The organism is Xanthomonas phaseoli pv. dieffenbachiae (genome assembly GCF_008639345.1).
Taxonomy (GTDB): domain Bacteria; phylum Pseudomonadota; class Gammaproteobacteria; order Xanthomonadales; family Xanthomonadaceae; genus Xanthomonas; species Xanthomonas phaseoli.
This window is the reverse complement of record NZ_CP041380.1, coordinates 2,427,551-2,446,732: the sequence shown is the minus strand read 5'-3', so window position 1 is coordinate 2,446,732 and position 19,182 is coordinate 2,427,551. Positions and strand designations below refer to the sequence as shown.

General features: G+C 66.8%; 16 protein-coding genes and 1 pseudogene. 9 read left to right on the top strand and 8 right to left on the bottom strand.

The genetic code is table 11. From position 1 onward, the window contains the following. Positions 1-42 precede the first annotated feature (42 nt). From FLG15_RS11135 to FLG15_RS11125, 3 genes are all read left to right on the top strand, one after another. Positions 43-930, top strand: coding sequence for a DODA-type extradiol aromatic ring-opening family dioxygenase (locus tag FLG15_RS11135; RefSeq protein WP_081022978.1), 888 nt, complete (start codon positions 43-45; stop codon positions 928-930). Further along, a complete protein-coding gene (locus FLG15_RS11130; protein WP_150146123.1) occupies positions 927-1,829 on the top strand; it encodes an NADP-dependent oxidoreductase in 903 nt (300 codons plus the stop codon). The genes FLG15_RS11135 and FLG15_RS11130 overlap by 4 nt, the downstream gene beginning before the upstream one ends. Positions 1,830-2,022: 193 nt before the next feature. Then, positions 2,023-2,382, top strand: a complete 360-nt coding sequence (locus tag FLG15_RS11125; RefSeq protein WP_150146120.1) for a DoxX family protein — start codon at positions 2,023-2,025, stop codon at positions 2,380-2,382. A 297-nt stretch (positions 2,383-2,679) separates the two neighbouring features. Here the strand turns inward: FLG15_RS11125 and FLG15_RS11120 are convergent, their stop codons facing one another. Beyond that, a complete protein-coding gene (locus FLG15_RS11120) occupies positions 2,680-5,100 on the bottom strand; it encodes a YbcC family protein (protein WP_150146117.1) in 2,421 nt (806 codons plus the stop codon). 21 nt (positions 5,101-5,121) lie between these two features. Further along, positions 5,122-6,693 (bottom strand): proton-conducting transporter transmembrane domain-containing protein, encoded by a 1,572-nt coding sequence (locus FLG15_RS11115; protein ID WP_057678431.1) that lies wholly within the window; start codon positions 6,691-6,693, stop codon positions 5,122-5,124. 109 nt (positions 6,694-6,802) lie between these two features. Here FLG15_RS11115 and FLG15_RS11110 point away from each other — a divergent pair, with 109 nt between their 5' ends. Beyond that, complete coding sequence (locus FLG15_RS11110; protein ID WP_057678430.1) at positions 6,803-7,693, top strand: LysR family transcriptional regulator; 891 nt, start codon at positions 6,803-6,805, stop codon at positions 7,691-7,693. 568 nt (positions 7,694-8,261) lie between these two features. On the opposite strand, the gene FLG15_RS23435 is transcribed toward FLG15_RS11110, so the two are convergent. Continuing rightward, on the bottom strand, positions 8,262-8,501 hold the full coding sequence (locus FLG15_RS23435) for a hypothetical protein (RefSeq protein ID WP_237377023.1): 240 nt from the start codon (positions 8,499-8,501) through the stop codon (positions 8,262-8,264). A gap of 154 nt (positions 8,502-8,655) precedes the next feature. Next, positions 8,656-9,035: pseudogene (locus FLG15_RS11100) on the bottom strand (hypothetical protein); the annotation flags it as partial. Here FLG15_RS11100 and FLG15_RS11095 point away from each other — a divergent pair. Further along, positions 8,956-9,198, top strand: a complete 243-nt coding sequence (locus FLG15_RS11095) for a hypothetical protein (protein WP_057678428.1) — start codon at positions 8,956-8,958, stop codon at positions 9,196-9,198. The pseudogene FLG15_RS11100 and the gene FLG15_RS11095 sit on opposite strands and share 80 nt — an antisense overlap. Positions 9,199-9,390: 192 nt before the next feature. Here the strand turns inward: FLG15_RS11095 and FLG15_RS11090 are convergent, their stop codons facing one another. From FLG15_RS11090 to FLG15_RS11075, 4 genes are all read right to left on the bottom strand, one after another. Then, positions 9,391-10,017: a DUF8082 domain-containing protein gene (locus tag FLG15_RS11090; protein ID WP_057678426.1), complete on the bottom strand. Its 627-nt coding sequence runs from the start codon at positions 10,015-10,017 to the stop codon at positions 9,391-9,393. Between the two features lie 44 nt (positions 10,018-10,061). Then, positions 10,062-11,189 (bottom strand): Cache 3/Cache 2 fusion domain-containing protein, encoded by a 1,128-nt coding sequence (locus tag FLG15_RS11085; RefSeq protein ID WP_039574963.1) that lies wholly within the window; start codon positions 11,187-11,189, stop codon positions 10,062-10,064. Between the two features lie 253 nt (positions 11,190-11,442). Beyond that, entirely contained in the window at positions 11,443-12,084 is a 642-nt protein-coding gene (locus tag FLG15_RS11080) for a response regulator (protein ID WP_057678425.1), read from the bottom strand. Next, on the bottom strand, positions 12,077-15,169 hold the full coding sequence (locus FLG15_RS11075) for a sensor histidine kinase (RefSeq protein ID WP_150146114.1): 3,093 nt from the start codon (positions 15,167-15,169) through the stop codon (positions 12,077-12,079). The genes FLG15_RS11080 and FLG15_RS11075 overlap by 8 nt, the downstream gene beginning before the upstream one ends. A gap of 493 nt (positions 15,170-15,662) precedes the next feature. Here FLG15_RS11075 and FLG15_RS11070 point away from each other — a divergent pair, with 493 nt between their 5' ends. From FLG15_RS11070 to FLG15_RS11055, 4 genes are all read left to right on the top strand, one after another. Next, on the top strand, positions 15,663-16,103 hold the full coding sequence (locus tag FLG15_RS11070; protein WP_081022979.1) for a helix-turn-helix transcriptional regulator: 441 nt from the start codon (positions 15,663-15,665) through the stop codon (positions 16,101-16,103). Then, on the top strand, positions 16,100-16,756 hold the full coding sequence (locus tag FLG15_RS11065) for a hydrolase (RefSeq protein ID WP_057678423.1): 657 nt from the start codon (positions 16,100-16,102) through the stop codon (positions 16,754-16,756). Before FLG15_RS11070 ends, FLG15_RS11065 begins: the two co-directional genes overlap by 4 nt. Beyond that, positions 16,753-17,187, top strand: coding sequence for a DoxX family protein (locus tag FLG15_RS11060; RefSeq protein WP_057678422.1), 435 nt, complete (start codon positions 16,753-16,755; stop codon positions 17,185-17,187). The genes FLG15_RS11065 and FLG15_RS11060 overlap by 4 nt, the downstream gene beginning before the upstream one ends. Positions 17,188-17,300: 113 nt before the next feature. Next, positions 17,301-19,148 carry an amidohydrolase gene (locus tag FLG15_RS11055; RefSeq protein ID WP_209227784.1) on the top strand — a complete coding sequence of 616 codons (1,848 nt, stop codon included), beginning with the start codon at positions 17,301-17,303 and terminating at the stop codon, positions 19,146-19,148. Positions 19,149-19,182: the final 34 nt, after the last annotated feature.

Sequence of the window (19,182 nt, the reverse complement as noted above, 5' to 3'; positions counted from 1 at the left end):
TTCGCCGGATGCCCGAGACCGGTGCGGCTTCAGGAACGCGACATGCGCGAGACAACGCTTCCAACCTACTTCATCAGTCATGGCGGTGGTCCCTGGCCGTACATGAGCGGCCATCTTCGCGCCAACTTTTCCGTGCTCGAGCAGTCGCTGATCGACATGCGTGCCGAGCTCGGCACGGTGCCCAGGGCGATCCTGGTCGTCTCCGGCCATTGGGAGGAGGTGGGATTTGCCGTCTCCTCGGGCGCGCGTCCAGGCATGGTCTACGACTACAACGGATTTCCCGAGCACCTGTACACGATCAAGTACGGCGCACCGGGTTCCCCTGCGCTCGCGCAGCGTGTGCTGTCGCTGCTGCACGCCGGAGGCCTCACCGCGCGGCCAGACCCCTTGCGCGGTTTCGACCACGGCACTTTCAGCATCATGAAGCCGCTGTATCCCGACGAAGACATCCCCATCGTCCAACTGTCGCTCGACGCAGCCCTCGATCCGGCATTGCATCTGGCAGCTGGCCGCGCCTTGGCGCCGCTGCGCAAGGAGGGGGTGTTGATCGTCGGCAGCGGCCTGAGCTTTCACAACCTGCGGCTCATGTTCGGCGAGGGCGGCCAAGAACCGTCGCAGAAATTCGACGCCTGGCTGCAGCAGACGCTGGTCCAGACGGTCTCGGACGAGCGGGCGGCGCGGCTGCGTCGTTGGGAGGACGCTCCTGCGGCCCGTATCGCACATCCGCGAGAGGACCATCTGCTTCCGTTGATGGTCGCGGTGGGCGCGGCCTGGGACGACCCTGGCGCCACCACCTACCAGCAAACGGACTTCTTCGGCGGACTGACCGTATCGAGCGTTCGATTCGGCCAGACGCCGGTGTCCATCGATCGCTCCGTCGGCCCGGCGACCTCGCCAGGCCGCCGTTCAACTCCAGGAGATTCGCAATGAAGGCTGTACTGCTCAAATCCTATGGCGGCGTCGATCAATTCTCGATCGAGGACGTGCCCGCGCCGAAACCCGGACCGGGCGAGGTGCTGATCAAGATCGCCGCGTCTGCGGTCAATCCGTTCGACCTCCTCCTGCGGCAAGGCTTCATGGCCCAATACGTTCCGTTGCCGCTACCCGCCATCCTCGGTGGCGACGCCGCTGGCACCGTGGCTGCGCTGGGCCCCGGCGTCACCGGTTGGGCGGTCGGCGACCGTGTCGTCGCGGACTTTGCGGCGAGCGGCAAGGGCGCGCATGCCGAATACGGGGTGCTACCCGCAAGCTCGATCGCCCGGCTGCCGGCGAGCCTGGGCTTCGAGCAGGGCGCGGCGCTGGTCAAGGCAGGGCTGACCGGACGGCAGGCCGTCGATGCGCTGGGTGTCAAGGCGGGGCAACGTGTCCTTGTCTCCGGCGGGCTGGGCGCAGTGGGACGGGTGGCGATTCAATACCTTCGGCAACTGGGTGCCCAGCCCGTGGCCGGGGTGCGGCCGCAGCGGATCGCCGAAGCGCGCGAGCTGGCGGGCGAAGCCCTGGACATTACGGCGCAGGTCGACGCTCCTGCGTTCGATTTCGGCATCAGCGCAGCGGCGCCGGTGGCGGGTCACCTCATCGCGCAGGTTCGCGACGGCGGCCGTGTGGTCAGCATCGTGCCAGTGCCGGAAGGAGCGAATGCGAACGATCGCGTGACGATCCAGGAGATCTACCACCGCACCGATGCCGCGACGCTCGATGCGGTGCTGGACGCCGCCGTTCGCGGTGAGCTGGTCGTTCCGATCGCCAGGACATTCACGCTCGAGCAACTCGGCGATGCGCAGCAAGCCGCCGCAGCCGGCGCGCAAGGAAAGATCGTCCTGACCCATTGAACGCCGCGGCGCTGCTGCATCCGGTGGTGGCGCTGCGAGCGTCTGTTGCGACCTGATAGCGCGCTGGAAGACCGCACCCTGCGGTCCATGACGAAGCACGGTTGTCTCTGTGCAGCGGCGGCATCGATCACCACATTGAGCGCGGCCGATCTCCATCTTCAACGAATCCCACAACGTCACACCGAGGAATGCCATGTCTAGCTCACTGAAATCCAAGTCGCTGATCGCGCTGCGCGTGCTATTCGGCCTGGCGTTTCTCGCCGCATCCGTAATGAAGCTCAGCGGCCAGCCGCAGATGGTGGCCGAGTTCCAGCAGATCGGCCTGGGCCAGTGGTTTCGCCTGCTGACCGGCAGCATCGAGCTGATCGGCGCGCTGCTGCTGATCCGCCGACCAACGGTCGCAATCGGTGCCGCGCTCCTGACCTGTGTATCCATCGGCGCATTCGTCACCCAACTGATGGTGCTGCACGGCGATGTGATCCACACGCTGGTGTTCGCCGCAGCGATGTGCTGGCTCGTATACAGCTACCGTCCCGGTCGAGTGGCGGCCTGAGCGGGACGACGGGTGCGCCATCCTTGCGTCTAGACGGGCAGCCGGCGGTCGACGCTGGCCCCGGCTTGGCGCCGTACATCCTGCGATTGCCCGAACCAAGTCGTGTGCCTTGATGGCCCAATCGACAGCGGAAAATGGGCTTGAAGGTTCCGCGTCTGGGCGCAAGCATTGCCGTGTTGCTTTGATCCCAGCGGTATTGCCTGGCTTGGGAGAAGACGTCAAGCCAGCCCTCCCGCTGCTGACGGTCGCGGCGGGAAGGGCGAGAAGATGCTTCACGAGCACCGGCGCGACATTGCGCTAGGCGTGCTGCGCATCGCCGAGGCACGGCTCCCATTGCAGGTCGCCGATGTAGCGGTGCGCCATGCGGCCTGCGTCGTCCAGGCTGAAAAGATGCAGCCACCGATTGTCGAACAGCGCGCGGACCTGCGGGTGACGTTCGAGGACGTTGGCGATCGCTTCGGGCGGTGCTTCGATCAGCACCGAGAGCCGCAGCGGTTCGTGGGTCAGGCGTTGGCCGTCATGCACCGATTGCCACGGCAACCCCGTGCGCAGGATGCCGCCGTTGCCCTCGACCACGCCAATGCCGCCGGTGACGTTATGCAGCAGTTTGTTGCCGGCGCCGAAACGTTCGGGCGCGACGGTCGATCCGTAGTACTGCAGGCTGATCCAGCTGGCCACGACGACCGGCGCGGTCAGGATCAACTCCAGCACGCCGAAGCCGTCGTCATATCGCCAGTCGTAGTCGTGCAGGAAGGCCCGTCCGGCCAGGTCGCGTCCGGCAGTGCGCGAGCGCGGCGCGGCGATGAAGGCCTGGCAGCCGGCAAGTGCCCATTCGGGGCGGATCTCGGCCCAGTCGCGGGCGCGGTGTGCGATGTCCTGGCTGCGATGCGCCCGCGGCAGGCGCGTGGCACGTTCCCCGCGCGTCAGTGCCCCGGCTGCGGCCAGCCACTGCGCCGCTTGGGCGAGATCGGCGGCATGCCCGGGCGAAGCGTGATCGGCGGTGTACAGGGTGACCGCATCGGTCGTGGTGTCGTGCAGTGCGGCCAGGAATAACGTGTCGGCGGGAATGACGATGCCGCGTGCGGCAAGACCGGCGCGCACCTCGCTGTCGTTGAGCAGCGACGCCAGCAACCGCGCGTTCACTTCGCCCGAATAGCCACCGCATGCGCCGCAGTGCAGCGCGCTCGCATGCGGGTTGTTGACCACGTTTGCACCGTGGCCGGCGATGACCACCAGCCGGGCGAAGCCGCCGGTGAACGACATCGCCTTGAGAATGCGCGTGGCCACGGTCAGCCGGGTGTCCAGGTCCAGCCCGTTGGCAGCACGCGGCGCAGGCTCGTTCGGCGCATGCCGGCGAGCCAGCCCCAAGCCGTCGCGCAGCAGCTTGGCGACGTAGATCGGGCCGGTGGCCTCGACGAAGGCGAACGAGGAAATGGCCGCCAGCCTGAAGCGGCCCCAGGCGCGCTTGGCACGTGCTGCGATCCGTGCGCTGCGTTCGGACGTGGCGGCCGGGGAGCTCGCGTCACCTGCGCAGGTAATTACACCTGGAGTGAGCAGCACCGGCAGGCGCGCCTCGACCACGTCCGAGGCAAACCGGCGATGGCCGACGCCCAAGCCGAAAAATCCTGCAAACCCGAGGGTCTGGATGCCCGCATCGAGGCTTTCCAGCGCCCGGCGAAACACTTCCGAGCGTACATCGATGCAGAACGCCATTTGCAGCTGCGCACGGCCAGGTGCGACCTGGGCCGGCGCTGGCGCGGCCAGCACGGCGTTGAGCTTGCGCTGCGCGGCACGTTCGGCCGCTTCCTGCAGGATGCTGTCGATGACATCGTCCGACGTCGCAGCGACCGGCTCGGCGTAGGCGGCAACGGCCGTCTGCCAGCCAGGCACCAGCGCGCAGCCGCCGTGACCCAGCAGCGCGGCCTCCCAGAGCATGCGGATGGCGAGCAGGTCGGTGACGCATGCATCGGTGGCGCCGTTCAACTCTGCCTGCCAGAGCCGATACCGGGCGAGCTGGCCCCAGCCGCCCAGCGTGGTCAGCAAGCGGTGGAAATACCCCTCCAGCGCGTCCTGCGAAAGTCCCAGGCGAGCGACGCAGTCGACAATGGCGTCTTCGGCATTGGCTGGCGCCTCTGCCACATACCGTGCGAAACCTGACAGGCCGGCGATTTCCGGAGTCAGGTCGTGGGTCGCGATGAGGCGCCAGGTGCCGTAAGCGCCACCGGACTGGCCGAGCGCCCAGAGCGCCTGGCCCTGGTCGAAGTAGCCGGCGGCCCAGTGACCGATACGCTCGTTGACGATGCCGGGCCAGTCGATCGCGGCGGCGTCGCGGGCCAGCTCGGCGACCGTGGGGATCGCTTGCGGGGCAGGGCGTGCGGCTTGGATGGCGTGTTCGAGCGCGGACACGCTTGGCGGGCGCAGCGCGGCCGGCGCGTTCTGCAAAGCCGCCTGCAGATCGTTTTCGGTGATCGCGCCGGACTGTAGCCGTTCTGCATACCAGTGCCGCGGCATGGTGACGGCGATACCGGAGGCACGCCGCAGCCGCGCCGCCGCCATTTGCAGCGGCTCGCCGGCCTGGCCGAGGAAGGGGTTGACCGCAACGCTGGAGGCGAGCGGCCACAGCGGCGGGATGGCGCGTGCCGCACGCTGGGCGGCGGCGATGACCGCATCGTGGGAGAGGGACGGAGACAAGGTGGCGGTCGTGGTGGTCATCAGCATGGGTGCCTGGCGGTGGGAGGGTCAGGAGGTCTTGCGAACGGACCAGCCGCCAAGCAGGCGATCGATCGTGGCGTTGGCATACAGCCCATTGGAGAGGTGGACGCGGAGCCCGGCGGCAGCGGGGTGCGATGCCCAGAGCGGAAACAGCGCCTGTGCGACCGCCACCAGCCCGAAGCTCAGCACCGCCAGCGTCATCAGCGTCCACTCCAGCCGTCCTGGTGCCGGTGTCGCCGGCAGCACGCCGGCCGTCAGCCATTCGGCGGCGGTCTGCAGCGCGAAGTAGCCGATCGCCGCGGCGCTGGCGTAGATCGCGGTCCTGCGGGTGAGGGGGCGTGGGGCGGCATCGGCAAGGCCCTGGGCCAGCAGGTAGGCGACACCGAAGATCAGGATCGCGCCCAGTGCCAGCGCCTGCGGCGACTTGTGCCCGAAGCCGAAGGTGAACCCGAAGGCCGTGCCGATGCCGAGATAGATCGCCAGTGCGATCAGAAATGCGCGGCCGACCGCCGACCCATTCGGAACGGCGACCGGTCCGGGCCGGCGAATGGCCGCCACTTGCTCGACTGCTCCACCCGAGGCCAGGAACGCATGCGCCTTGTAGAGCGAGTGCGCCACGATGTGCAGCAGGGCCAGCGGGAACAGCGCCAGGCCGCATTGGAGCATCATGAATCCCATCTGCGCGACCGTGGACCAGGCCAGCGAGGTCTTGACCGCCGGCTGGGTCAGCATCACCAGCGCACCGAACAGGGCGGTGAACCCGCCCAGCATGGCCAGCACGGCGAGCACGCCGGGGGCGGCAAGCATCAGGTCGGCAAAGCGGATCAGCAGGAAGCCGCCGCCGTTGACCATGCCGGCGTGCAGCAAGGCCGATACCGGCGTGGGCGCTTCCATCATCTCGGTGAGCCAGCCGTGGGTGGGGAACTGCGCCGATTTCAGCACCGCCGCAAGTGCGATCAGGGCGGCCGCCGCGACCAGCGCCCAGGAGTGCTGCCCGCGCGCGGCCAGCGTATTTATCGTGGCGATATCGGTCGTGCCCATGCTTTTCCAGATCAGCGCCGCGGCGCAGGTCAGGGCGATACCGCCGGTGGTGGAGAACACGCGCTTCTTGCGGGCTGCGCGCTGCGCCTCCACGCGCTCGGGATAGAACAGCAGCAGGCGATGCATCGCAATGCTGGTGGCGATCCAGGCGACGACGACCTGGACCAGGTTGCCGGCCTGCACCAGCAGCAGCACCGCGGCCAGCGCCATGCACAGCCAGCCGGTGAAATAGCCCTGGCGTGCCTCGCCGTCGAGATAGGTGCGTGCGTACCGCACCACGATCCAGCCAACGAAGGCCACCAGCAGCAGCATCGTCACGCTGACCGCGTCCAGCCGCGCAGACAGGCCGACATCGCCCCATCCGATCAGTGGGCTGGCGCCGGTGCCTCGCACCAGCACCAGCGCCAGCGATGCGATCGCGATGCAGAGCGCGCCGAGCGCGGCGCCTTCGGCGAGCAGGGGGATTTTGCGTGGACGGCGACCGTCGAGAACCAGGGCGACGACAGCGGCGGTCAGCAGCAGGAGTGGTGCGAACAGTGGGAGTAGATAGAGCGACAAGGCAATCCCCTAGGAACGAGCGTGGTGGAGGGCCGCGCCACGATATCGATCGGTGGGATTGAATAAAAATTCATTGTTATTGCAGATTCGTTCGCTATTATCGAATGATATGGCCGCCTTGAACTACAACCACCTGCGCTACTTCTGGACGGTCGCGCACGACGGGAACCTCACCCGTACTGCCGAGCGTCTGAACCTCACCCAGTCGGCGCTATCGGTGCAAATCCGCAAATTGGAGGAGCGCCTGGGCCACGCGCTGTTCGAACGCCGCGGGCGACAACTGCACCTGACCGAGGCCGGGCAGATCGCGCTCGACCATGCCGATGCGATTTTCGCCACTGGCGATGAGCTGCTCGGCACGCTGCGGCAGACAGGTGCGGCGCGGCAGGCGCTGCGGGTCGGCTCGCTGGCCACGCTGTCGCGCAACTTCCAGATGGAGTTCCTGCGCCCACTGCTGGGCCGCACCGACATCGACCTCATTCTGCGGTCGGGCAGCGCGGGTGAACTGCTGCGCGCGCTGGAGGCGCTCAATCTCGACGTGGTGCTGCTGAACCGGGCGCCGGCCGGCGATGCGCTGTCCCCCTTCGTCACCCACCGGCTCGCGGAGTATCCGGTCAGCCTGGTGGGCACGCCGGACCGCCTGGGCCATGCGGCCCGCTTCGCCGACCGCCTTCGCAGCCATCCCATCATCCTGCCAACGGTGGATAGCAGCGTGCGCATCGGCTTCGATGCGCTGGCCGACCGCCTGGGCGTGCGGCCGCAGATCGTGGCGGAAGTGGAAGACATGGCGATGATGCGACTGCTTGCCCGCGAGGACATCGGCCTGGCGGTCCTGCCGCCGATCGTGGTCAAGGACGAGATTGCCGCTGGCGCGCTGATGGAAGGCGATCAATTGCCGGCGATCGTGGAGACGTTCCATGCGGTCACGATGTCGCGGCGCTTCCCGAATCCGCTGGTTCGCGTGTTGCTGCAGCCCGCGGCTCCGTCTGCAAACCTGTAGCTCGGTTCCCTCTCCAGCGGTGGCGCAGGCCCAACCCTAAACCGGATCGAACGGTGGTCGGTCCAATAGGCAATCGATGAAGGCGCCAAGGAGCGCTGGTCGATGCTGCCTGTTCGGGTAGCACAGAAACAGCCCCGGGCGCGATCGACCAGTCCGCCAGGATCTGCACCAAACGCCCCCGGGCCCATCATTCGCCCACGCCATCCCGCTCGACGTGATAGGTGACGTCGAGCCCGTTCGCCGCAGCAGCAATGCCGATATCGGCGCGCTTGGTGGCCAACGGGCCGCCCACCGCCACCTCAAGGCGTTGCCCGCACTTGTCGAACTCCAGCGATGGTGCCTGCCATCCATTTGAGCCGCCAGTGATGCAGGCGTGGTCATGCAGTTGGGCGGGCGACTCGGGCGTTCCTCGACGTGCCAGGTCGTCCGGCGACCTGACGGCAAATCCGGCGTCGGGCGGACCGCTACCACGTCTTTCTCCGGCTGGTCGCCGACGCGGATGCCCGCATCAAAACGGCCAACCACGCGTGTGGCGAGCGCGTCTTCGAGCACGATGTCGAGCACGACATCAGGGTGTGGGTGATGGAAGCGCGCAAGTCGCGGCGCAATGATGGTGCGTGCAGCCATCCCCAGCGTGTTGATGCGCCGCGCCACACATCTGGCCTGTCGCCTCACCGGCGTCGGCGACGGCAGCCGTCATCTTGCGAAATAGCGGCGCGATGCTGCTGTTGAGCAGTTCGCCACTCGCCGAGGGTGCCAGGCTGCGCGTCGCGCGGTTCAACAGTCGCGCGCCGATGCGGCCTTCCATGTCGGATGGTCTGGCGCAGTGCCGACGGCGACAGGCCTAGATGAGGGCCGGTGGGGATTCGCGCAAAAAACAGCTAAAAGTGAGCGCGCTCGCCGACAGCGCAAGCTTTATTGCACGAGTCCCTGCCAACGCTCGGGTCGTTCCCGACCGAGCCTCACAGAGGAACTAGTTCCATCAACCATGCGAGCTCCTCGTCGTTGAATGCCGGCAAATCACCCGCGGCCGCTGCGGCGAAGGGGGCCGCATCGTGTTCCCAAGTCACGGTGCTGGACGCTGCCAGGTCGGCATGCATGGGCGTACCGGGGTCCGCAGGGCCGCCCCCGATTCTGGTACGCGGGCGTTTTGCGCCCCAGCTGGGGGAAGCCAATCCAGCGCAGCGTACTGTTCGCGAACGGGCACCTCGACAGCGTAGTGTGCGGAGGAGCGGGTGACAGACTTTTCCGATCCAGACCGTTTGCGGCGGCTGCCGGCCCGCGCCTGGACTGCCTGGTCGATTGGGCTGGGCGCATCCGGCTCACGCTCCAGCGCATCGGCGACGCTGGGCCGGCCGGTGATTGTGCAGACCACCTTGCCGCGGCTGACGCGGCGCTTCTACCGGATCCAGCACCGGCAAAAACGTCTGTGGAGCAATCTGCAACGCTCCGGTGCGCATGGCGATCTGCATGAGCTGCGCGTTTGCGGATGGCCGCCGTGCTGAGCTAGCGTCGGATGCCATGATCTATCGCCACGCTGGCCTTTGAGTACGCTTCGCAAACCAGCAACGCATAGCCGATGTTCGGCCTGCGCTGACGTTGTGTGACGTTGCAGCGCATGGCCAGCGCCACTGCCGCGCCCACAAAAAAGCCGCGCAGTGCGCGGCTTGATGCATGGCCCGAACTGAAGATGCTTCTCAGCGAACCTTGGCCAATGCCACGCGGGCATCGGCCATGAACTTCTGTGCTTCCTGCGGTGTTCCCAGGTTGGCGGCGAGCTGGTTGAGCACCTGCTCGATGTCGCCGGAGGCGTCCCAGGCTTCATCGCACAGCATGCCGGCGATCGGGCCCAGGTAGTTCAACGCGACCGCTTCCAGTGCACCGCGAACGCGCTCGTCTGGCCCGGCGTTGTCGCCACTGGCAACCGGCGCCGCACTCGCGCTTGCGACGGTTGCAGCAGGTGCGGGTGTCGGTGCCGGGGCAGCCGGCGCACGCACCGGCGACGGTGCGCCGCCCAGATCCTGTTCAAAACCGCCCATCAACCATTGCCGCGAGTCGTCGCTCAACAGCGAGGGCTTGCCCAGGCCGGCACCGGGGTCGGCCTGGAAGCGCGCCTTGGCCGCGTTGACCATGGTGAGGCGTTGTACCGCCTCATCGTTGCGCAGCATGCGGAACACCACTTCTTCGATCTGCCCGCTGTTGATGCGGACGATGCAGGAGTGGTTTTCCTCGGTGACGATGAACAGAAAGCCGGACGCCTTCTTCAATGCCAGCGCTCTGAGCTCGCGCAGGATCTCGATCAGCGGACGGAATTCAGTGGACATGGCGTCTTCCTTGCAGCATCAGGTACGGAATGGGTGACAGCGACTCAGCGTTTGCTGAGGCGCTCCATGGCCAACCGGACGCTGTTGGACAAGCGGGAGATGGCGCGCGCCAGAGTACCGATTTCATCTTTGAGGTTGACCTCTGCGATGGTGTGGTTCCACTTGCCCAGGCTCAGTTCTTCGGCCACGGTGGTCAAGTGCTGGATCGGGCGCAACACGCGGCTCCAGATCAAGGCCCACTGCAGGCCGAGCAACAGGGCGCACACCAGCAGACCGATGCCGGCGATCCACAGCGACTGGCGCACGATCACGCCATTGACGTCGCTTTTGGGATAGGCCGAGACCAGGGTGAAGCCCCAATCGGGTACCTGTTCCTTGGTGACGACCCAATCATCCGGGGTGTCCTTGACGATACGCTCGATGGTGGCGGTATCGGTGGTGGCGCCAGTGGTGGACTGGAAGCGCAGCTTGTTCTTGCTGTCAAACACGGCAATGAAGCCGGAGTCGAGCACGCGACGGCTGCTGACCACGTTTTCCAGCGCTTGGGTGTCGGCCTTGTACCCGACGTACCAGGCACCGATCACGCGCTTGTCGTTGCCGGCAAAGATCGGCTCGTAGCCGGTGACGTACGGGTTGCCGAGAATATCGACCACGCCGTAGAAGCTTTCGCCGTTACGCAGCTTGGCAGCGGCCTGGCCGTTCGGATCGAGCACGGTGCCGATGGCGCGGCTGCCGTCGTCCTTCTTGACGTTGGTGGAGATACGCACGAAGTCGTCGCCGGTACGCGAGAACAGCGTGGCGGTACCTTCGTGGATGGCGGTGACATCATCGACCAAGGTGAAGGCATTTGCCTGCGAGCGCTGGCCCAGCAGCAGGTCGTTGGCGCTACGATCGGCCACGCGGACGTCGTTGCCGACGCTGGGCGCGCCTTCCTTGCTGGCTTCCTTGCGCAGCTGGCGCATGGAGGAATTGACGCGGTCCAGCATCATGGCGCGGGTGACCGCGAACAAGGTCTGCAAGGACACCGACTGGCGCTCGATCGCGTCGCCGGCTTCGAACTTGACCCGGTTCGCTTCGGTAATGGCCAGAATGACCGTCAGTGCCACCACCACAACCAGCACCAAGGCCAGCACCGGCAACAGCAGGCGCACCCGCAAAGAGTGACGAAGCATCGCAATTCCCCTGAACGCGTTTAATGATTAAGTCGAGTGCCGCCGCAGCGCAGTGCGGCGGCTGGACGTAGCCGTTATCGGCTGCCGAACCAGATGCTGAAGCGGCCCCCATGCCGCTTGGCGGTGCATACGATAGCGTAAGCCGATCGGTTTGAGCGCGCGGAGCTATCGCGCCCGTCGCCTCGCGTTCAAGAATGGTCGACCGTGTAGCAAAAGCCGCCCCTGGCTGGGCCCAGGATGGCCAAGCCGCCGCTCAGGTCTCCAGCGACAGGATCCCGCGCCGCAGCGCGACGGTGACCGCGTGGGTGCGATCGCGCACGCCGAGCTTGCCCAGGATGTTCTTCATATGTGCCTTGACCGTTTCCTCGGAGATGCTCAATGCACTGCCGATCTGCTTGTTGGAGCAGCCGGTGGCGACCAGGTTCAGCACTTCGGTCTCGCGGGCGGACAGCGCATCGTCGAGCACATGGGCGGCGATATTTTCGGCTACCGAGGCCGGCACATGTCGGCGCTGACCGCGGCGCACGTCGCGGATGGTGTCGACCAGCTCGCGGCGCAGCGCACTCTTGAGCAGGTAGCCGCAGGCACCTGCCTGCAGGGCGCGCACCGCGCGTACGTCGCCGGTATAGGTGGTCAGCACGATGACCTTGGCGGCGGAGTCGACCTGGCGGATGCGCTGGATGGCTTGGACACCGTCCACGCGCGGCATCTGCAGATCCATCAACACCACGTCCGGGCGCAGCCGGGTATAGCAGGCCACTGCCTGTTCGCCGTCTTCCGCTTCGCCGACCACGCGCATGTCGTGCTCGGCGGCGAGCATGGCGCTGAGCCCATCGCGCAGCAGCGGATGGTCGTCTACCACCAGCACCTCGGTTGGTCGGACCCTGTCAGCCATTGGAGCTCTCCGTGGATCGTGCGGTGTGAAATGGCCACCACCACCGCTTGGCGTGCAGGTAGGCGGCATGGGCGGGCAGGGTGATCTGGATTTCGGTGCCGCTGCCGGGACGCGACCACAGCTGCATCTTGGCGCCGATGCGCTGCGCGCGTTCCTGCATGCCGGTCAGGCCCCAGTGCCCGGTGCGGGCATGGCCGTGCAGTACATCCGGGTCCAGGCCGCGGCCATCGTCGCGGATGCGCAGCGTGAAGTCACGAGAACCGTAACGCAGTTCCAGCGCGATGCCGGCGGCATCGGCGTGCCGGTCGGCATTGGCGAGTGCTTCGCGCCCGAGCTGGAACAGCTCGTCGGCCACCAGGGGACGCAGGCGCACGGGCCGGCCTTCGACGGCAACCTGCAGCGCGGCCGTGGGCGGCGGCATGGTGGCGTTGCGCGCCCGTTGCAGGGCGGCGGCCAGGTCTTCGTGCAGGGACTGGCTGTCGCGCAGGCCGTTGACGCGATCGCGGCCTTCGGCAAGGGCGTTTTCGGCCAGATCCACCGCCTGTTCCAGCTCTAGCCGGCGCGGATCGTTCCAGGGGAGCGAGCGGCTGGCGGCATGCAGCCGCAGGATCAGCCCCTGGGTGCCCTGCAGCAGGGTGTCGTGCAGTTCGCGGGCGATGCGTTCGCGTTCGCGGTACCGCTCTTCCAGACGCGCGCGCAGGCGCCCGGCCACCTGCCGGGTACGCATGCGCCAGGCAATGCCCAGCGCCAGCAGCAACGCCAGCGCGCAGCAGGCCTTGAACTGCCAGGTCTGGATGAAGGCCGGTTCGATGACGAAGGCCAGGGTGTCGCCGCGCGCATTCCACAGGCCGTCGTTGTTGGCGGCCGCGATACGGAAGCGGTAACGCCCGGGCGCAAGGTTGGTATAGAAGGCCTCGTTGCGGTTGCCGGCGTCCTGCCAACGTGCATCCACCCCTTCCAGCCGGTAGCGGAACCGCACGCGCTCCGGGCGGGTGAGGCTGATCGCGTCGTAGCCGATGCGCAGACGGTCGGTCCACTTGGGCAGGTGCAGGCCGTCCTGACGCGGGTAAGGCCGGTCGTTGGCCACCACGTCGGTGATGAAGACCTTGGGCGCGGTGGGGTTGCGATAAGTTTGCTCGGGATCGAGCCAGGCCAGGCCCTGGTTGGTGGTGAACCAGAGCAGGCCATCGGCCGCGGCGATCGCGGTGGGCACCGGGGTCGCCTGCTGGGCGACGCCGGGCAGGCCATCCATGATGTCGTACAGGCGCAGCGAGGGGCTGACCACGCCGTTGCGCAGGCTGCGCAGCAGTGCCTGCCGGCCGATTTGGACGACGCCGCGATTGCCGTTCAACCAGAAGGTGTCGTGACGGTCGCGCACGATGCCGGTGATGCCTTGCAACACCGGATTGGCCTGATCGGCCACCTGCTGGAAGCGGCCATCGCTGCCGAGTACGGCCAGCCCGCTTTCGCCGGCCACCAGGGTGAGGGACGCGCTGTGCCAAATGGCGGTGATCGGGCCGACTGACAGGCCATGGTTGGCGCTGTAGTGCCGCACCTGCGCGCCACGCAGCACGCTGAGCTCGCCTGTGACGCTGCCCACCCACAGCGCGCCATCGGGCGCGGCCAGCAGGACCGAACAGGGGTGGTCCTGCAAGCTGGCAATCGGCTGCCAACGCAGGCCGTCCCAGCGCTGCGGGCCGCTGGCATCGGGACAAGCCCAGGGCGCGTCCTGGGCATCGACGGCAAACGCGCGGATCGATCCGGTGCGCGCGTCCTGCGGCAAGGGCAGGGAGTGCGTGCGGCCTGCGTGCAGGCGCAGCAGGCGGTTGTCGCCGAGCAACCAGCCGTTGGCGTTGGACGGCACCTGCAGCACGCTGACAGGCGCGCCGCGTTGCAGGGCCTGGATGCCGGTGCGCGTCAATGCCAGCTGGCGCTCGTCGCGCAGGACCGCCAGCAACACCGGTGCGCTTGGCGTGGCGACGGTTGCGAAGACCGCCACCGCGGTGGTCTGGCCGGGCAGCAAGGCCGCCAGCGGGAGCAGGGCACGATGGCGGAAGCGGTTGAGCCCCAGATTGGTGCCGGCCCAGAGATTGCCTTCGTGGTCTTCCAACAGCGGGCCGGCCGTGGAGGAAGTCAGACCCTGCAGCGGGCCATAGCGTTCGAGCACCGGCGCCGGCGATGTGGGGTGGGCGACACGGAACACCCCGCCTGCGATGTAGTCGCTACCCCACAGCGCGCCGTCGCGCATGAAACCGATGCGGTGCGCGAACAAGCCGGGAAACTGCAGCTGGTTGCGTGCCACGGCAGGCAACACCGCACCGTGCGCATCGGTGAGCGCGAACACGCCGCGGTGCGGATCGGCAACCCAGATCGTGCCGTCCGGGTGCTCGGCCATGGTGGTGAAGTGCCCAATCTGCTGGCCACTGAATTCAAAGCGTCGTGCACCCGGTTGCAGCGACAGGATGCGGCTGCCATCGCTCACCCACAGGATGCCGCGGCGATCGCGCAGCAGCCACTGCGCGCTGGATTCCGGGTAGCCCCAGTCGGCACCGGCGCGATGCCAGCGCCGTCCGTCGAACCAGCACAGCCCGCCATCGATGGCGGCCCACAGGCGGCCGCTGCCATCGCGCTCGATGCGGAAGACCATCCCATCCGGCACATCCTTGCCGGGGACGAAATGGGTGAGATGGCCGTCGGCCAGGCGATCGATGCCGGCATTGAAATAGCCGATCCACGCGCCGTCGTCGGTGGTCAGCGACAGCGCGGTCATGTTGTGCGACGCATAGGCTTCGCCCTCCGGCGCTGCCTGCCGGGTGAAGTGTTCGCCGTCGAACTTGAACAGCCCAAAGCCAGTCGCCAGCCACAGCGCGCCGCCATCGGCTTGCTGGATGTCCCAGATGTCGGCCGGCGCACCGCGCTCGATGCTCCAAGCCGTGTGGTGGAACTGCAGCAGCCCGTCGCGGGTCGCGGCGATGCCGGCTGCGCAGGCGGGGCGGCAGAGCAGGAGCAGCCACCACAGCGCCACGACCGTTGCCGCGCGCAAGCGCGATGCGGACAGCGAATGGATGACGGACTCATGCGGCATCGCATCATTGTCGGGCGGGATCGGGGGAAGCACCAACACCTCTTTCGGGGGAGGGACGTACGGGGCGAATTCGTTTAGCGACCGACGCGCGCCGCACGCGTGATGCGGGAACTGTAGGGCAGCGCGTCACGCCTCATGCTGCAGCACGACCGCGCCGCGTTGCGGTTGCGTTTGCTTCCCGCCTGCTTCGACGCGCGGTTTCATGTTGATCGCGAGACTGAAAAGCTGCGCTGCCTGATCCGCGCGGTGTCGGCGATGCGTCTGCGTTCTCTCGCTCGCATTGGCACTGCATCGGCGCATGACGCCGCGCTCTATCGAACGCGCATCGCATCCAGGCGGCTGCCTGCGGCGAAGACGAGCAAGCGCTCCCCCGAAAGAGGGAACGATTCGCCTCACCATCAGGGGTTGGGCAGCGCGGCTGTTCCCGTCACCATGCGCTCATTCCCCCCGGAGACGCCCCATGGCACCTCTGCTTGCTGTTGCCTGCCCCGATATGCATGCTGCAGGGCGCATGCAAACGCAGGCGCCGCGTGTGCGCGCCGTTGCGCGCGCAATGCAGTACATCGATACGCATCTGTACGAACCTGTCAGCGTGGCGCATCTTGCGCAAGCGGCCTGCATGAGCCGTTTCCATTTCGCCCGCGTGTTTCGCGATGCGGTCGGGGCCAGTCCAATGGAATACCTGCGTCTTCGTCGGCTCGAACGTGCCCAGGCGATGTTGCGCGAAGGCGGCCACACCATCAGCCAGATCGCGACCGATCTGTGCTTCTTCGATCAAAGCCACTTCGTTCGCAGTTTCCGCAATGCCACCGGGTGCACGCCGGCGCGTTTCGCCGCGCAGATGGCAATGCAAGCATGCGGCGCTGCACACATGCCCCCATCGCAGCGGCGCGGCGGTGAACCGGTTTCACTTTCCATGGAGCAACCCGCATGACCACTGCAACTGCCGTGCCCGGCGCATCCTTGCTATCGCCTGGCGATCACACCCTGATTCTGATCGACCATCAATCGCAGATGGCGTTCGCCACGCACACCATCGACATTTCGGCGCTGCGCAACAACGTGTCCTTGATTGCAAAGGGTGCCAAAGGGTTCAAGGTGCCGGTGATCCTGACCACCGTCGCAGAAAAATCGTTTTCCGGCCCGTTGTTCCCCGAGTTGCCGGACATCTTTCCGGGTGAGCCGGTATTCGATCGCACCAGCATGAACGCCTGGGAAGACCAGGGCGTGATCGATCGCGTCAACGCACTCGGCAAGCAGCGTCTGGTGATCGCCGGCCTATGGACCAGCGTGTGCATCGTGGGTCCGACACTGTCGGCGATCGAACAAGGGTTCCAGGTGTACGTCATCACCGATGCTTGCGGCGATGTGAGCGACGAGGCACACGAACGTGCCGTCACGCGCATGGTGCAGGCCGGCGCTGCGCCCATGACCAGTGTGCAGTACCTGCTGGAATTGCAGCGCGACTGGGCACGTAGCGACACCTATGCGCTGACCACCGGCATTGCACGCGCGCATGCCGGCGGCTACGGCATCGGCATCCAGTACGCCAAAAGCATGTTCGGCGCGCAGGAAGGCGGGCATTGAACCGATCGGCACCACGTGGCAGCGCCGGACTTTCGTCAGCGTTGCTGATGCTGCGCATCGCTGGTGGCGGCTTCCTGCTGCCGCACGGGCTTGGGAAGTTGCTGGGCTGGTTCGGTGGACCGGGCTTGACCGGGTTTGCCGCTGAGTTGCAGCAGTTCGGCCTTCCATCCGCTGCACCGTTGCCGCTGCTGCTGGCCCTGGTACAGAGCCTGTCCGGGCTGGCGGTCTTGCTCGGGGTGTGGACGCGTGCCAGCGCCGCACTGGCAGCGCTGTTCATCGCAACCACCGTGCTGGTGGCCGTGCCCAAGGGATGGTTCTGGATGCACGGCGGTATGGAATATCCGCTGATGTGGATGGTGGTGTTGCTGGCAGTCGCTGCAGCCGGTGGGGGCGAATGGTCGCTGGATCGTCTGCGCAGGCCTGCGGCATGAGTCGCACACCGGGCGATCACGATGCCGGTCGACGCTGGTGGATGCAGGGCGCCGCAGCCGGTCTTGCGTTGGGTGCATTGCCGGCTGCCTCGTCTGCGCCAGGAAAGTCTCCAATGGTCGATCTCGTCGTTCGCAATGCGCGCATCACCACGCTCGATCCGCGCCAGCCCACTGCCACGGCCATCGCCGTTGCCGATGGACGCATCGTGGCAGTCGGCGACGATGCAAAGATCATGGCCTTGGCGCGGGGCGTGCGCGCCATCGATGCGCAGGGGCGGCGTCTGCTGCCCGGCCTCAACGACAGCCACACCCATCTGATCCGGGGTGGCCTGAACTACAACCTGGAGCTGCGCTGGGATGGCGTGCGCTCGCTGGCCGATGCGATGGCGATGCTGAAGGCGCAGGTCGATCGCACGCCAGCGCCGCAGTGGGTGCGCGTGGTGGGCGGCTTCACTGCATATCAGTTCGCTGAAAAACGCCTGCCCACGCTCGAGGAGATCAACGCCATCGCGCCGGACACGCCGGTGTTTCTGTTGCATCTGTACGACCGTGCCTTGCTCAATCGTGCTGCGCTGCGAGCCTGCGGCTACGACAAGACCACGCCGGATCCGCTGGGCGGGCGCATCGAGCGCGACAAGTTGGGCAACCCCACGGGTCTGCTGCTGGCCAAGCCCAACGCGTTGATCCTGTACGCGAGCCTGGCCAAAGGCCCGCGTCTTCCGCTGGAATACCAGGCCAACTCCACGCGCCATTTCATGCGCGAGCTCAACCGGCTCGGGATTACCTCGGTGATCGATGCCGGTGGTGGTTTCCAGAACTATCCGGAGGATTACCAGGTCATCGAACAGCTGCACGCAGCCGGCCAACTGAGCGTGCGCATTGCCTACAACCTGTTCACCCAGAACAAGGGCAAGGAGGTCGAGGACTTCCGCGGCTGGACCGAATTACTGCCGGTGCGCAAGGGCGATGACCTGCTGCGTCACAACGGCGCCGGCGAGATGCTGGTGTTTTCCGCTGCAGACTTCGAACAATTCAGCGAGCCGCGCCCGGAGCTGCCGGCGGAGCTGGAACCCGAGCTGGAGCAAGTGGTGCGGCTGCTGGTGGAAAAACGCTGGCCGTTCCGTATCCATGCGACATACGACGAAAGCATCGCGCGCATTCTCGATGTCTATGAAAAGGTCAACGCCGACATCCCGTTCGATGGCCTGCACTGGTTCATCGACCATGCCGAAACGATTACCCCGCGCAATATCGAGCGCATCCGCGCCTTGAACGGCGGCATCGCCGTGCAACATCGCATGGCCTACCAGGGCGAGGCGTTCGTGCAGCGCTACGGCGTGCAGGCTGCAAGGCAGACGCCGCCAGTGCGACGCATGCTCGCGGCGGGAATTCCGGTCGGCGCAGGCACCGATGCCACGCGCGTGGCCAGCTACAACCCCTGGGTGGCGCTGTCGTGGCTGGTCACCGGCCGCACGGTGGGCGGTCTGGCCCTGTACGGCGACGAGAATCTGCTCGATCGCGAACAGGCGTTGCGCTTGTGGACACAGGGCAGCGCCTGGTTTTCCGGCGACGAGACCCGCAAGGGTACCTTGGCGGTGGGGCAGTTGGCCGACTTCATCGTGTTGTCTGACGATTACTTCCGCATCGACGATGCGGCCATCGCCGACATCACCAGCGTGCTGACCGTGCTGGGCGGGCGTGTCGTGCATGGCGATGGCGACTTTGCCGCGCTCGCCCCCACGTTGCCGCCTGCCATGCCGGACTGGTCGCCGGTGAATCGGTTCGGCGGCTACCAGGTTGGAGGCGGGGTAAGCGGGCTGTCCGCTGCAACGCACACGCATGCGCACGGCCACGCGTGTCGCGCCCACGGCGCGCACGCGCATGCGGGGCAACACGCCGTCCCCAGCGATGATCTGCGTAGCTTCTGGGGCGCTTTGGGATGCGCGTGCTTCGCGTTCTGATGGCGTTATCGGCAGCACATCTGCGTGCCTGCAC